We start from the raw sequence: 12,322 nt of genomic DNA on the forward strand, positions 1-12,322 counted from the left end.
GTCCTGTTTGGCGCGTAGTCTTACCCAGACCAGATGAAGCCTTTCTGAGGGAACATCGTTAAAGTCGAGTTGTTTTTCGGCAATAGCGAACCTGTTTCTGCTGATATTTCAATCAACTAGGCAAGCCTTGCCGAGGGCAAGGTGAAGGAAAGCTTGCTTTCCTCACCGAACCCGAAAAAAACTGCACGCTTTTTCGATAACATCGCGCGTCCAGAGGCGCGATCTATTGACCTGCCGTCCTATTGACCTGCCGTCGAGGACAGTAGCGGCGACCATGCCGGGTCGGAGGCAAAGCCCGGCGTCGGCACCTTCAGCTCGTTGCGGCCGGAGATGTCGACGGTGTACAGCGACGGTCCGCCATTGCCGCCGGGATCACGGAAGAACATCAGCACGCGGCCGTTCGGCGAGAAGGTCGGACCCTCGTTGTGGAAGCCGGAGGTGAGCAGCCGCTCGCCGCTGCCATCCGGCTTCATGACGCCGATCGAGAACTGCCCGCCGCCCTGCCTGGTGAAGGCGATGTAGTCGCCGCGCGGCGACCACACCGGCGTCGAATAGGTGGCGTTGGTGTCGTCCTTGGAGAACGAGATGCGTTGCGCCTGCCCACCGCCTGCGGCCATCACGTAAATCTGCGACCTGCCGCCGCGATCGGATTCGAAGCAGATGCGGGTGCCATCTGGAGAATAAGAAGGAGAAGTGTCGATCGCCGGCGTGTCGGTGAGGCGCGTGGTCGAGCGCGAGCGCAGATCCATCACGAACAGGTTGGAATTGCCGCCCTGCTGCAAGCTCATGATAACGCGCTGGCCGTCCGGCGAGAACCGCGGCGCAAAGGTCATGCCGGGAAAATTGCCGACGATCTCGCGCTGGCCGGTCTCGATGTTGAACAGATAGACCTTCGGATCGCCCTGGCCGAACTCCATATAGGTGATCTCTTGCGAGTTCGGCGAGAAACGCGGCGTCAGCACGAGGTCGGAGCCGCGCGTCAGATAGCGCACATTGGCGCCGTCCTGGTCCATCATCGCGAGCCGCTTGACGCGGCGCTCCTTCGGCCCGCTTTCGTCCACGAACACCACGCGGCTGTCGAAATAGCCCTTCTCGCCGGTCATCCGCTCGTAGATCTGGTCCGAGATGATGTGGGCGATGCGCCGCCAATATTCCGGCGAGGTGAAATATTGCTGGCCGGCGAGCTGCTGGCCGGAGACCACGTCCCAGAGGCGGAATTCGGCCTTGAGCCTGCCGTCCGGCTGCCGCGTCATGCGGCCGGTGACGAGGGCCTGCGCGTTGATCGTCTTCCAGTTCTGGAATTGCGGCGCGACGTCGATGTTGCTGATGCGCTCGATGAAGGCGGCCTGGTCGATCGGCGCGAACAGGCCCGAGCGCTTCAGATTGTTGGTGATGACCTGCGTGACGCCGTTGCCGACGTCGCCGTCGGACGGCGAGCCCGGCAGGAAGTTGGTGATCGCGATCGGGACCGGCTGGAATTCGGTGGGATCGATGCGAAGCCGCGGCTGCCCCTGGGCGAAAGCGTGTCCACCCCCGAGCATCGCGAGTGCCGATCCGGTGACGGTCATGAAACGGCGGCGGTTCATCGAACGGGCATCATTCATCGCAAAATTCTTTTGTTCGGATGTCACAACATATCTTTCAGACCGAAAGTCATCGGAATGAGCTTCCAGCTCTCGTACTGCTGCTTCGGCATGAACGAATAGACCTGGCACTGCACGATGGCGCGCTTGGCGCTCTCCGCCACAGCCTGGGCGATCGACCGCGACGGTCCCCGCACCGCGACGACGATCGGCTCGGCCGCCAGCGATCCATCGATCTTCATGGGAATGTCGATGTCGGCTTCATACTGGTCGGCGTCTTGGCCGTTGTAAGTCGGCGTGAAGCAGCGCTTGACCGCGCCCTGGAATGCACCGCGCCAGGTCGCGACGTTGTTGGCTGCAGTCCCGGTCGCCGATCCCAGCGATGCCGACGCATTCAGTGCCGAGCCGGCGAGCTCATGCCGGGTCGCGGCGCGCTTGTCGAGATCGCGCTGGATCTGGGCGGGGTCGAAGGTGCGCTCCTTGGGCTTGGGCTGCTGCTGCGGCTGCACCGCGGCGACCTTTTGCTCCACCGGCTTCGGTGGCGGTTTCTTCGTCTCCAGCTTCTTCTGGAGCTCGGCGATCGGATCTTCCTTGGCCGGATCAGGCTTCTTTTCCTGCGGCTTCGGCTCTTCCTTCGGCTTCGCCTCGGCGACAGGCTTGGGCGGCTCGGGCTTCTTCTCGACCGGCTTCTCGACGGGTTTTGGCGGCGGCTCAGGCGTCGAGTTGGTCTTGATCAGCTCTTTCTTCTCGGTGACCTTGCCGACGGCGTCTTCCTCGGGCTTGGGCTCCGCGATCTTCTCGACCTTGGGCTTCGGTTTGTCCTTCTCCCCGGTCTTCTGCCCCGCCATCATCTTCGCGAGTTGATCGGTGGAGATGATGTCGATCGGAAGCGACTCTTCCGGCGCGACGTAAGCCTTGCTGCTAAAGGTGACGAGGCCCCATCCCAGCACGAGGACGTGGAGTGCAATCGACGCAACGAGTGTCTTGTCGACCTTCACCTTCACGGCCTACCCCTGCTCCGCTTCCGTGACGAGGGCGAGCTTCTTGAAGCCCGCGCCGGACAGCAGGCCCATCACCCTGGCCACCGTCCCGTAATCGGCCTTCTTGTCGGCGCGCAGATAGATGCGTTCCTCGAGCCCGCCGCGGGCGTCCGTGATCGCCTTGAGCTTCGGCACCAGTTCGTTGATTGCGATCTCGGCGTCGTTGATGAACACCTTGCCTTTGATGTCGACCGACATCTGGATCGGTTTCTGGTCGTTCTGCTCGAGGCTCTTGGCCTGGGTCTGCGGCAGATCGAGTGGCACGCCGACGGTGAGCAGCGGCGCCGACACCATGAAGATGATGAGCAGCACCAGCATCACGTCGACCATGGGGGTGACGTTGATCTCGGCCATGACCGGCTTGCGCCGGCTGCGGCGCCCGCCGCCTCCGGACGAACTCGCGACGTTCATGCCCATGGTCTGATGCCCAAATTGCCCTTCACACTATACATGCCGTCATACATGCCCTCCGTCAGCCCCGCTCGTCGATCTGACGTGACAGAATGGCGGAAAATTCATCGGCGAAGCCTTCGAGCCGCTGGGCCTGCCGATTCACCTCGGAGGTGAACTTATTGTAGAAAATAGTGGCAGGAATGGCGGCGATGAGACCGACGGCGGTGGCAAACAGCGCCTCCGCGATACCAGGGGCCACCACCGCCAGAGAGGTGTTTTTCGACGCGGCGATCGACTGGAAGCTCGACATGATGCCCCAGACCGTGCCGAACAGGCCGACGAAGGGGCCGGCGGAGCCGACGGTCGCGAGCACCAGGAGCCGGCGTTCCAGCCGCTCGACCTCGCGCGCGATCGAGACGTTCATCACCTTGTCGATGCGCATCTGCAAGCCCGCGACCGAGCGGGCATGGCTCTCGAAGGAACGCTTCCATTCGCGCATCGCCGCCACGAAGCAGGCCGCCATGGAATGGGTCGGCTTGGCCGAAAGCGTGCGATAGAGTTCCTCGATCGACTCGCCGGACCAGAAGGCCTGCTCGAAACGATCCATCGAGCGCCGTGTGCGCGCGTAAAGAAAGATCTTGTCGATGGCGATCGCCCAGACCCAGACCGAGCAGGACAGAAGTCCCAGCATCACCGCCTTCACGATCCAGTGAGCCTGCCAGAACAGCGCAATCAGCGACACGTCGGCGGAGGCAGCAACCGGAAGGGCTGACTGAGCCACGTCGGCCGGATTCATAAGCAGTATCCTCTCAAGGCGATCGTTACCTAATGTCCTTCGGCCAGCAAATGGGCGGCCGGTATCCTCTAACAGCCGCGCTAGAACCGGCGCGGCCGGCAAGCCCGCTCAAAGCCTTGGTTTTTTGGGGTGCAGGGCTCGTCCAAAGGCTCTCCAAAGCCGGCCGCCTGCATTCCCCGCCAAGATGTCAAAACTATGGGCCTCGACACGGCTTCGGGCGCGACTGTCCGCAATTACCAGAGCCCGGCGTTGGTTAATGCGGGGTTACCGGGGACGAATTTGGCTGCGGGAAAGGCAGGCAGCGCAGGGGGATGGGGGGACAGGGCCCGCTACGTCCGGGACACCAGAGTTCCGCTTCCTCCCCGCACATAGCATGAGGAGCGCCCCTCGCGCCTGCAGGAACCAGCCCTCGCCCGGAAAAGTTGTCCCGGAAATTCATCTTTGGCGAGGTTTTGCCATGAGCATCAACCCCAAAACGACTGCCGCGATCGGCGATCACCCCCTGCACCCCATGCTGATTCCGTTCCCCGTCGCCTTCCTGGTCGGCGCGCCGATCGCCGACTTGGCCTTCATCGGAACCGGCGATGCCTTCTGGGCCCGCGCCGCGATCTGGCTGATCGGCGCCGGCATCGTCATGGCGCTCGTTGCTGCCGTAGCCGGTTTTACCGACTTCTTGAGCGAGCCCCGAATCCGCAGCCTCGAGGATGCCTGGTATCACATGGTCGGCAATCTCGCGGCGGTCGTGCTGGCGCTGGTCAACTTCTATCTCCGTTACGCGCAAGGCACTGAAGCTGCGGTCAAGCCGTGGGGCGTGGTTCTGTCGCTCATCGTCGTCGGCATCCTCCTGTTCACGGGATGGAAGGGCTGGGAGATGGTGCACCGGCATCACGTCGCGGTGCTGGACGCGCCAGGCCAGACCAGCTCGGAGCCGGTCATGCCGCCTCGTGGCGGCGAGAGCGACCGGCGGGCCGCCTGAGCGAGGCGCGCATCAAGCGGTCAGCGCCGCTTTCCGTGAGACTACGTGCTTGCATAGCAGGCATTCAGGACCATATGCTCAATTATCGAGCTTCGGCCGACTGCTTTGGCCGGAATCTCCCGGCAAAGCATCTCGTTCACGACCCCGCGGTGGCACGCCATCAGCGGGGTTTTTCGCAGGCGGCCGACTTTAGCTCGGCCGGAGCGAATCCCGCATCCTCTTGGTTCAAGGTCCTTCCGAAAACATGTCGCCCAATACCGCCGACGACGACCAGCACGACGACATCATGTATCCCTCGGCCCTGCCGTTTCTCCTGGTCCATCTCGGCTGTCTTGCGGCGATCTGGTCAGGCATCGATTGGCAGGCCGTCGCGATCTGCGTCTCACTCTATTGCGTGCGGATGTTTGCGATCGGAGCCGGCTACCACCGCTACTTCTCACATCGGGCGTTTGCGACCAGCCGGGCGTTTCAGTTCATCCTGGCCTGCCTCGCGCAGAGCAGCGCGCAGAAGAGCGTTTTGTGGTGGGCGGCCAAGCATCGGCACCATCACCTGCATTCCGATACCGAGACCGACGTGCATTCGCCGCGTCACCGCGGCTTCCTCTACAGCCATCTCGGCTGGATTTTTTCGCGGCAACACGACACGACCGATCTCGTGAAGGTCGGTGATTTCGCCGCTTATCCGGAGCTGATGTGGCTGCATCGGCTGGAGTTGCTGCCGGCTTTCGCGCTTGCAACGCTCTGCTTCCTGGCGGCGGGCTGGTCAGGCCTGGTCGTTGGCTTCCTCTGGAGCACGGTGCTGCTCTATCACGCGACCTTCTGCATCAATTCCCTCGCCCATGTGCATGGACGCAAGCGGTACGTGACGGGTGATGACTCCCGCAACAACTGGCTATTGGCGCTGTTCACGCTGGGTGAGGGCTGGCACAACAATCACCACGCCTACCAGAGCAGCGTGCGACAAGGCTTTCGCTGGTGGGAGATCGACGTGACCTATTACCTCCTGAAGGTCTTGTCGTGGATCGGCGTCGTCTGGAACATGAAGGCGCCGCCCGAACAGGTGCTGCGCAACGAGCAGCCGCTCGGCGCACGGGTCATCAATCGGGCGGCCCGCGAGCTTGCCGGACGGTTCGATGCGCAGACGCTCGCGCATGCGATCTCGTCGGCGCTTCACCGCGCCGATCTGGCCCAGCTGCAACTGCCGACGCTGCACGACGTTCTCAATCGCGCGCATGACGGCGTCGACGCGCTGACGCATCTGCATCTGCCGAAGATTCCGACCCGCGAGGAGTTTCTTGCCGAAGCCAAAGCGATGTTCGCGCGAACGCGATCGCTCAACGAGATCGTGGACCACGCCTACGAACACTTCCTGGCATCGGTGCGCGCGCAGCTCGCGACCACGACCTGAACGTCACGGCTGACCGCCGCGCGTCGCATCCGCGCAGCGGAGATGTCTTGACGCCCGACGATCTGGCTCCGACAATCGCGGACCCGATGGCAGCTCTTGCGACAAGTTGCTGTAAGCACAGCTTCGTCCGCCCTGCTTCCCGGCATCGGTCATGGTGGTACCTGCCCACGCGGAAAAGGCGTTGTCAGGACTTGGTCGCGCCGCCCGCGGCCCGGGTTCTACGGCACCTTCTGGTCCTGCACGTGCCCGTAGACCACACCGCAGAACGAGCGCTGGCCCGGACACCGACCAAAATGGCAATCCGGATCAAGCGCGCAGCCGCCGTAGACGAGGCCGATATAGCCCAACACCGCGAACGCGGTGATGCCGAGCAGCAATCGGGTGTGGCGGTCCATGAACTTCGTCCTGGAATAACCTGCGCCCATCGGCGAAGCGGCGCGCACACATCCTAGTGTCGATAGACGCACCGTTCGAGGACCGGCGCTGACATTTTCGCAACGTCACGACCGGGCTTGGCGCCTTCGCTGAAGTTTCGGTGGCCGACCACGTTGTGGGCCCGGCGCAGCCTTGTCGGAGCCGAGCCCCGGCCGTTCACGACTTGCCCGGCGATGCAAGAACGTGGATGCCAGGGGACAAGCCTGGGCATGACAATCCCTCGCAGGCACGGCGGACGAGGAAAGAAAGCACCAAAAATCAAACCGCCCGCCTGCGGGTTGCGCAGGCGGGCGGCTCGGGGCCATCAGGACTTTGGGGGCATGCGCCTGAAGGCTTTGAGAGGTGTCAGTTTCCAGATCAGCCCTGCTGCTGGTCGTTGGGCGGCGGGGTCGGACGCGTCTTGTGCTGCGCCATGAACTGGTCGAACTCTTCCTTGTCCTTGGCGTGACGCAGTCGGCTCAGGAAATCCTTGAACTCGCGCTGCTCTTCCTCGAGCCGCTGCAGCGTCTCGGCGCGATATTCGTCGAAGGCGCGGTTGCCGGATGACGGCGGGCCGAAGCCAAAGCCGAAGCCACGACGCTCCATGCGATCGCGCATGCGGTCCATCTTGTACTGCATCCTCTCCATCTTGTTCTGCCAGCGATCCTGGTGGCTCCAGCACGACATTCTTCTGCTCCCGAGTGTGAAAAAGAGAAGGGCAAGTCCAATCGGCCACCAGATGATGAAGCCGAGAATGGTCACGGCGATCCAGCCGGGATGCCAGGGCGTCTCGAGCATGTGAGGACGTTGGTACTGTTGGTATTGGTCCGAGGGGCCGCGCCATCGATTGACATCAGCGGTGTAGGCCATTTCCCATCTCCATCACGGCATCAGCGCCGTTGTGAATGTAAATAACATTTACATAGCTAGACCATCCCGTGATTTTGTCAAGCCGGCCGCAAGACAGGCTCGCGGAATTATTTGCGCAACTTTATTTCGGCTTGCCCCAAGGACCGCCGGGCGGCACGCCAGAACCGGAGGACGCCTCCGGTGGTACCGGTGGCGGCTCGGCGCTCTTCGCTGGCGGACGGCGGTCGGTCGGGAAGCCGAGGCCACGCAGATAGATCAGCACCTCGGCTTCGAGCAGTTCGTCCGGCGACATCGGCAGTTTTCGCCGTGCGGCATCGCCGCGGGAAAACAAAGAGGCCACGCCGTGCGCCATCGACCAGATGTGCAGCGCCATCATCATCGCCGGCGGCCGCGGCGTGCCCGGCGGCGTTAGCGCCGCAAGCCGTTCGGCCGCGGCGCGAATGATGTTAAAGGCACGTTCGCTCGCGGCCTGAAGCGCCGGATTGGCATCGACCGGCACGCCCGATTCGAACATCGCGTTGTAGAAGGCGGGCTCCTCGCGCGCGAAGGCGAGATAGGCCTTACCGACGCGTTCGAACGCGGTGACCGTATCAGGGTGTCCGTCGTCCCAGGCCGCGGCCAGGCGCGCCTCGAACTGCTCGAAGCCGCGCTGGGCGATCGAGGACAACAGCTCGTCGCGGTCGCGGAAATGCCGGTAGGGCGCCGCCGCGCTGACCCCGGCCATGCGCGCGGCATCGGCAAAGGTGAAGCCGGCCGCGCCCTTCTCGGCGATCAGGCCTAGAGCGGCCTGCAACAGGGCTTCTTTCAGATTGCCGTGGTGATAGCCGCGCTCGGCGCGGCGTTGCTCCTTGCGCCAGCTCATGTGAACGACTTTTACATGAGCCGGGCGTGAAGGTCACTAGCGGCGATGCGGCGTGATTAACCCCGTACTTCCACGGTCGTGCCGGGCCGATGCGTCGACATCGAGCCGGAAACGAGTTCGCCCGCAGCTACATCTGCGGAATCGGCAGCACGGGCATGACTTCGATCGCCTCGCCCGGGAAGATCGCAAAATGCGGATGGTTCTCGAACAGCTTTGCAGCCTCCTCTTGCGAGGCAGCCCGCACCACCGTGAAGCCGGTCAGCGCATTGCTGACCTCGGTGATGCCGCTCGCGTCGATCCTGCGGGTCTTGCCGAGCGGGCCGCCGATCTCGACGATGACGGCCTTGTGCTTCTCGACCCAGCCGTGCCAGGCGGCCATGCCCTCCTGTTCCTTTGCTTTCCGTTCGGCCTCGGGCAGCGCGCGCCAGGCCGCCATTTTCGAGCCGTTCATGCTGCCGAGATAGACGGCGAGGAATTTGTGTTCGGTGCTCATCGGTTTTCTCCTTGTTGATCGATTGAACGTCAGTCGCAATTTCGTCGCGACCCGCCGTGGCTACTCTTCAGGTCGTCGAATCCGGCGGCCGCTGCCTGCACATCTGGCGGAAAGTCGCCCATCTCCTGCACCTGCCGGATCTCGATGATTTCGTTGGGCGAAGCCGGGCACTTCTTCGCCCAGGCGATCGCCTCGGCGCGTGAGGCAACCTCGATCATCCAGTAACCGCCCAAAACCTCCTTGGCCTCAGCGAAGGGTCCATCGGTGACAATGGGCACGCCGGTCGCAAACGAGACACGCGCGCCCATCGAGGGCGGATGCAGGCCATCGAGCGTGATCAGCACGCCGGCATCCTTCAGCGCCTCGTTGTAGCGCATCATCGCGGCAACGCGTTCCGGATCGAGCTGTACATCCGGCGGCGCGCTCTCGTAACCGAGCGGGATCATGAGCATCATGAATCGCATGGGGGTTCCTTGTTGCTCGCTGTCATTCCGGGGCGCGACGAAGTCCAGGCGGCCCGCATTCCCCTGTAAGACGAACGACCTCTCGCCGCCCCGACAGCGGCGCAGAAAATATTTGGAGGCAGCGCCAGTGCGACTACGGACGGCGCATTCGGGCCGGATCGGGTCGATAGGTTTAGGCCTGAGACCTTTCTTGCTGGAACGAAAGCGAAGTAAAAGGAGCCCGCGCTCAGGCGCCTCTCTCGGACACAGGACAGATCAACCAATGCCGCAAGCCCCGCAAAAAGTCGCCCTCGTCACCGGAGCCGCGCGCGGCATCGGGCTTGCGACCGCGAAGAAGTTCCTTGCCGAGGGTTGGCGCGTGGCGCTGCTCGACATCGAGGGCGAGTTGCTCGGCCGCGCGGTCGCCGAGATCGGCCAAAGCGAGGCGACGCTGGCGCTGACCTGCGACGTTTCGGACAAGGCGGCGGTCGGCGCGGCGATGACCACGGTCGAACGGCGGTTCGGTCGGCTGGATGCGCTCGTCAACAATGCCGGCATTGCCGTGTTCGCGCCGCTGATGGAGACGTCGGAGGCTGACTGGCGCCGCGTGCTCGAGGTCAACCTCACCGGCCCGTTCCTCTGCACCAAGGCGGCGGTGCCCTTGATGCGCGACGGCGATGGCGGCGCCATCGTCAACATCACCTCGATCTCGGCGGTGCGCGCCTCGACGCTGCGCTCGGCCTACGGCACCAGCAAGGCGGGGCTGGCGCACCTCACCAAGCAGCTCGCGGTGGAGCTCGCCTCGCTCAATATCCGCGTGAACGCGGTCGCGCCGGGGCCTGTCGACACCGCGATGGCGAAGCAGGTGCACAGCAGGGAGATCCGCGCCGACTATCACGACGCCATTCCGCTCAACCGTTACGGCCTGGAAGAGGAACTCGCGGAAGCGATCTACTTCCTGTGCTCGGCAAATGCGAGCTACATCACCGGCCAAATTTTGGCCGTTGATGGCGGCTTCGATGCGGCAGGTATCGGCCTGCCGACGCTGCGCGGCCAGCGGCGCAACGGGTAGGCGCGGAATTTGTAGGGTGGGCAAAGGCGCGAAAGCGCCGTGCCCACTCACCTCCCCCGATTTGCGCCATAGGTGGGCACGCTTTCGGTTTGCCCACTCTACGATGTCGAGAGTTCGGAGAGTGCCATGCGACGCGTCACCTTCAAAGCCTTGATGCTCGCGACAGCTCTGCTCACCTCTGCGCCCGCGGCCGCCGAGATCCGCATCATCCAATCACCGGGCGGAGCGGTCGGGCCGTTTCTCGACCTGTTCGAGAAGGTGCGCGAGAGCGGCGAGCGCGTGGTGATCGACGGTCCTTGTCTGTCAGCCTGCACGCTGGTCTTGAGCATCGTGCCGGGCGAGCGCATCTGCGTCACCAAGCGTGCGGTGCTCGGCTTCCATGCCGCGCGCTCGGTCGACGGGCGCGGGCGCTTCTATGCCGAGCCGGAAGCATCGGTCGCGGTGCTTGCCGCCTATCCCGGCCCGGTGCGCGACTGGATCAGCCGCCGTGGCGGCCTCACCTCGCGGTTGCTCTTGCTGAAGGGGCGTGATCTCGCCGCGATCTATCCGCGCTGCCGCTGACGAATTTGGCAGCCGCTCCAATGGCCTTTGGCTTGCCTGGTCCGAGGCCATACGGCAGGTTCCCTGTGCTCGCACGCAATGTGCGCACCGGGGGTCTTCGCCATCACGCGCTGGCTGGCTTCAAAAGAGAGTCTGGATCACCGGCACCAGCTTCATGCTGGCGCAAATGAGCATCCCCCAAAGAGCAAAATTGATCTGTAGCGCCGCTGCCATCGGTCGCTCCCCTTCCAAGTGACGTCCATCCCAGTTTGTAGATTTTATGACTCACAAATACCGATTCTTACTTGCAGATCACAGCCCAATATTGCGTCAATTGTTGTGCGATGCAGTCCGCATCGTTTCACGAAGCAGCCGCACTGCTCGCGCAGAGTGATGCGAATCGTAAGTTCATTGCTCGGCATGCCGGCCAATTGGTTTGCCTTAAGTTCCATTTGACCGACGCGATGCAAGTTTCCCCACGCGTATCTTGCCCGTCGCGCGCCGAACTTTGGGTCCCGGCATGATGCGACATGGCTTGATCTTGCTCACTTTCTGCACAACGCTGCTTGGATGTGCAGTCGCCCCGGCGCAGGAGCGTCGTCCGATCGCATGGGATGGCCTCGGCCAAGACCCCAACAAAGGCCCGAACCGCCCTCATATCGCGAAGCGGCCCGCAACGAACCCCGCGCCCGCGACAAGTGATCCCAATCAGGAGCGGGAACGAGTGCTCGGCACCCTGCGGCCGTACTCCGACGCGTGGTGGGCGGTCCATGACGAGATCGAAGCGGAAAACGACAGGCAGCTCGGCACCAAGCTCGTGATCTGTCCTCGCTGCGTGCAACCGGCGCCGCCGGACGGGGACGTGACCGGATCAACCCGGTGAGAGGCAAGCGGCCGATCCGCGCGCGACGGAACGACTCTACGCTCCGTACGAGTCGCTATGTGTCCCCTCTCCCGCGGGTTTGGAGAGAGGGGATCACATTTCAATCGATCATGTGGGCGGTCGCGCCCGTCACATTCCTTCCGCCGGGCAGTTCACCATCCACGGAATGCCGAACTTGTCGACGCACATGCCAAAGCCCTTGGCCCAGAACGTCTTGCTGAAGGGCATGGTGACGCTGCCGCCGTCGGCGAGCGCGTTGAACTTACGCTCGCCATCCGCGGGATCCTTGACCGTGATCGAGATCGAGAAGCCCTGCGGCTTGTGAAAATGCTCGGGCGGCGCATCGGAGCCCATTAATACGCTACCGTCGGGCAGCGACATCCGCGCATGCATGATCATCTTCTCGCGACCCGGCGAGGCGGGCACCTCCGGCGGCGCATCCGATGCACGCATCATTGCATCAATCTTGCCGCCGAGAACCTTGGCGTAATGGTTGAATGCCGCTTCGCAGGTGTCCTGATAGAACAGATAGGGATTGAGCATCGTTTC

15 protein-coding genes are annotated in these 12,322 nt (G+C 63.3%); 5 read left to right on the forward strand and 10 right to left on the reverse strand.

Annotated features, from left to right (window positions below; translation table 11 throughout):
- Window positions 1-239 precede the first annotated feature (239 nt).
- From tolB to tolQ, 4 genes are read right to left on the reverse strand one after another with little or no spacing between them, the layout of a single operon-like run.
- The gene (gene tolB / locus XH85_RS41490; RefSeq protein WP_164934747.1) at window positions 240-1,586 is read right to left on the reverse strand and encodes a Tol-Pal system beta propeller repeat protein TolB; all 1,347 of its coding nucleotides are present in this window, start codon (window positions 1,584-1,586) and stop codon (window positions 240-242) included.
- Between the two features lie 41 nt (window positions 1,587-1,627).
- Window positions 1,628-2,587: a protein TolA gene (locus XH85_RS41495; RefSeq protein ID WP_128936519.1), complete on the reverse strand. Its 960-nt coding sequence runs from the start codon at window positions 2,585-2,587 to the stop codon at window positions 1,628-1,630.
- Between the two features lie 3 nt (window positions 2,588-2,590).
- Window positions 2,591-3,040 (reverse strand): protein TolR, encoded by a 450-nt coding sequence (gene tolR / locus XH85_RS41500; RefSeq protein ID WP_128936520.1) that lies wholly within the window; start codon window positions 3,038-3,040, stop codon window positions 2,591-2,593.
- 55 nt (window positions 3,041-3,095) lie between these two features.
- Complete coding sequence (gene tolQ / locus XH85_RS41505) at window positions 3,096-3,812, reverse strand: protein TolQ (protein ID WP_028180156.1); 717 nt, start codon at window positions 3,810-3,812, stop codon at window positions 3,096-3,098.
- Window positions 3,813-4,269: 457 nt separating this feature from the next.
- On the opposite strand from tolQ, the gene XH85_RS41510 reads away from it, so the two are divergent.
- Entirely contained in the window at window positions 4,270-4,788 is a 519-nt protein-coding gene (locus XH85_RS41510) for a DUF2231 domain-containing protein (protein WP_128936521.1), read from the forward strand.
- 244 nt (window positions 4,789-5,032) lie between these two features.
- Complete coding sequence (locus XH85_RS41515; protein WP_128936522.1) at window positions 5,033-6,196, forward strand: acyl-CoA desaturase; 1,164 nt, start codon at window positions 5,033-5,035, stop codon at window positions 6,194-6,196.
- A 218-nt stretch (window positions 6,197-6,414) separates the two neighbouring features.
- On the opposite strand, the gene XH85_RS45695 is transcribed toward XH85_RS41515, so the two are convergent.
- The 5 genes from XH85_RS45695 to XH85_RS41535 form a co-directional block, all read right to left on the reverse strand.
- Window positions 6,415-6,591 carry a hypothetical protein gene (locus XH85_RS45695; RefSeq protein ID WP_164934733.1) on the reverse strand — a complete coding sequence of 59 codons (177 nt, stop codon included), beginning with the start codon at window positions 6,589-6,591 and terminating at the stop codon, window positions 6,415-6,417.
- Window positions 6,592-6,988: 397 nt separating this feature from the next.
- A complete protein-coding gene (locus XH85_RS41520; RefSeq protein WP_091880452.1) occupies window positions 6,989-7,480 on the reverse strand; it encodes a DUF2852 domain-containing protein in 492 nt (163 codons plus the stop codon).
- A gap of 121 nt (window positions 7,481-7,601) precedes the next feature.
- Window positions 7,602-8,342: a TetR/AcrR family transcriptional regulator gene (locus XH85_RS41525; RefSeq protein ID WP_128936523.1), complete on the reverse strand. Its 741-nt coding sequence runs from the start codon at window positions 8,340-8,342 to the stop codon at window positions 7,602-7,604.
- Window positions 8,343-8,469: 127 nt separating this feature from the next.
- Entirely contained in the window at window positions 8,470-8,835 is a 366-nt protein-coding gene (locus XH85_RS41530) for a YciI family protein (RefSeq protein WP_128936524.1), read from the reverse strand.
- 29 nt (window positions 8,836-8,864) lie between these two features.
- The gene (locus XH85_RS41535; RefSeq protein WP_128936525.1) at window positions 8,865-9,299 is read right to left on the reverse strand and encodes a YciI family protein; all 435 of its coding nucleotides are present in this window, start codon (window positions 9,297-9,299) and stop codon (window positions 8,865-8,867) included.
- A gap of 262 nt (window positions 9,300-9,561) precedes the next feature.
- Between XH85_RS41535 and XH85_RS41540 the strand changes: the two genes are divergently transcribed.
- From XH85_RS41540 to XH85_RS41550, 3 genes are all read left to right on the forward strand, one after another.
- Window positions 9,562-10,350 carry an SDR family NAD(P)-dependent oxidoreductase gene (locus tag XH85_RS41540; protein WP_128936526.1) on the forward strand — a complete coding sequence of 263 codons (789 nt, stop codon included), beginning with the start codon at window positions 9,562-9,564 and terminating at the stop codon, window positions 10,348-10,350.
- A 126-nt stretch (window positions 10,351-10,476) separates the two neighbouring features.
- Window positions 10,477-10,911 carry a hypothetical protein gene (locus tag XH85_RS41545; RefSeq protein WP_128936527.1) on the forward strand — a complete coding sequence of 145 codons (435 nt, stop codon included), beginning with the start codon at window positions 10,477-10,479 and terminating at the stop codon, window positions 10,909-10,911.
- A 499-nt stretch (window positions 10,912-11,410) separates the two neighbouring features.
- Window positions 11,411-11,773, forward strand: coding sequence for a hypothetical protein (locus XH85_RS41550; RefSeq protein WP_128936528.1), 363 nt, complete (start codon window positions 11,411-11,413; stop codon window positions 11,771-11,773).
- 129 nt (window positions 11,774-11,902) lie between these two features.
- Here the strand turns inward: XH85_RS41550 and XH85_RS41555 are convergent, their stop codons facing one another.
- Window positions 11,903-12,316 carry a VOC family protein gene (locus XH85_RS41555; protein ID WP_128936529.1) on the reverse strand — a complete coding sequence of 138 codons (414 nt, stop codon included), beginning with the start codon at window positions 12,314-12,316 and terminating at the stop codon, window positions 11,903-11,905.
- Window positions 12,317-12,322: the final 6 nt, after the last annotated feature.

Origin of the sequence: Bradyrhizobium zhanjiangense, assembly GCF_004114935.1 — a bacterium.
Taxonomy (GTDB): domain Bacteria; phylum Pseudomonadota; class Alphaproteobacteria; order Rhizobiales; family Xanthobacteraceae; genus Bradyrhizobium; species Bradyrhizobium zhanjiangense.

Coding starts and splice junctions, on each gene's coding strand:
- tolB (WP_164934747.1), bottom strand. CDS start 1,586: ATGAACCGCCGCCGTTTCATGACCGTCACCGGATCGGCACTCGCGATG.
- tolR (WP_128936520.1), bottom strand. CDS start 3,040: ATGGGCATGAACGTCGCGAGTTCGTCCGGAGGCGGCGGGCGCCGCAGC.
- tolQ (WP_028180156.1), bottom strand. CDS start 3,812: ATGAATCCGGCCGACGTGGCTCAGTCAGCCCTTCCGGTTGCTGCCTCC.
- XH85_RS41510 (WP_128936521.1), top strand. CDS start 4,270: ATGAGCATCAACCCCAAAACGACTGCCGCGATCGGCGATCACCCCCTG.
- XH85_RS41515 (WP_128936522.1), top strand. CDS start 5,033: ATGTCGCCCAATACCGCCGACGACGACCAGCACGACGACATCATGTAT.
- XH85_RS45695 (WP_164934733.1), bottom strand. CDS start 6,591: ATGGACCGCCACACCCGATTGCTGCTCGGCATCACCGCGTTCGCGGTG.
- XH85_RS41520 (WP_091880452.1), bottom strand. CDS start 7,480: ATGGCCTACACCGCTGATGTCAATCGATGGCGCGGCCCCTCGGACCAA.
- XH85_RS41525 (WP_128936523.1), bottom strand. CDS start 8,342: ATGAGCTGGCGCAAGGAGCAACGCCGCGCCGAGCGCGGCTATCACCAC.
- XH85_RS41530 (WP_128936524.1), bottom strand. CDS start 8,835: ATGAGCACCGAACACAAATTCCTCGCCGTCTATCTCGGCAGCATGAAC.
- XH85_RS41535 (WP_128936525.1), bottom strand. CDS start 9,299: ATGCGATTCATGATGCTCATGATCCCGCTCGGTTACGAGAGCGCGCCG.
- XH85_RS41540 (WP_128936526.1), top strand. CDS start 9,562: ATGCCGCAAGCCCCGCAAAAAGTCGCCCTCGTCACCGGAGCCGCGCGC.
- XH85_RS41545 (WP_128936527.1), top strand. CDS start 10,477: ATGCGACGCGTCACCTTCAAAGCCTTGATGCTCGCGACAGCTCTGCTC.
- XH85_RS41550 (WP_128936528.1), top strand. CDS start 11,411: ATGATGCGACATGGCTTGATCTTGCTCACTTTCTGCACAACGCTGCTT.
- XH85_RS41555 (WP_128936529.1), bottom strand. CDS start 12,316: ATGCTCAATCCCTATCTGTTCTATCAGGACACCTGCGAAGCGGCATTC.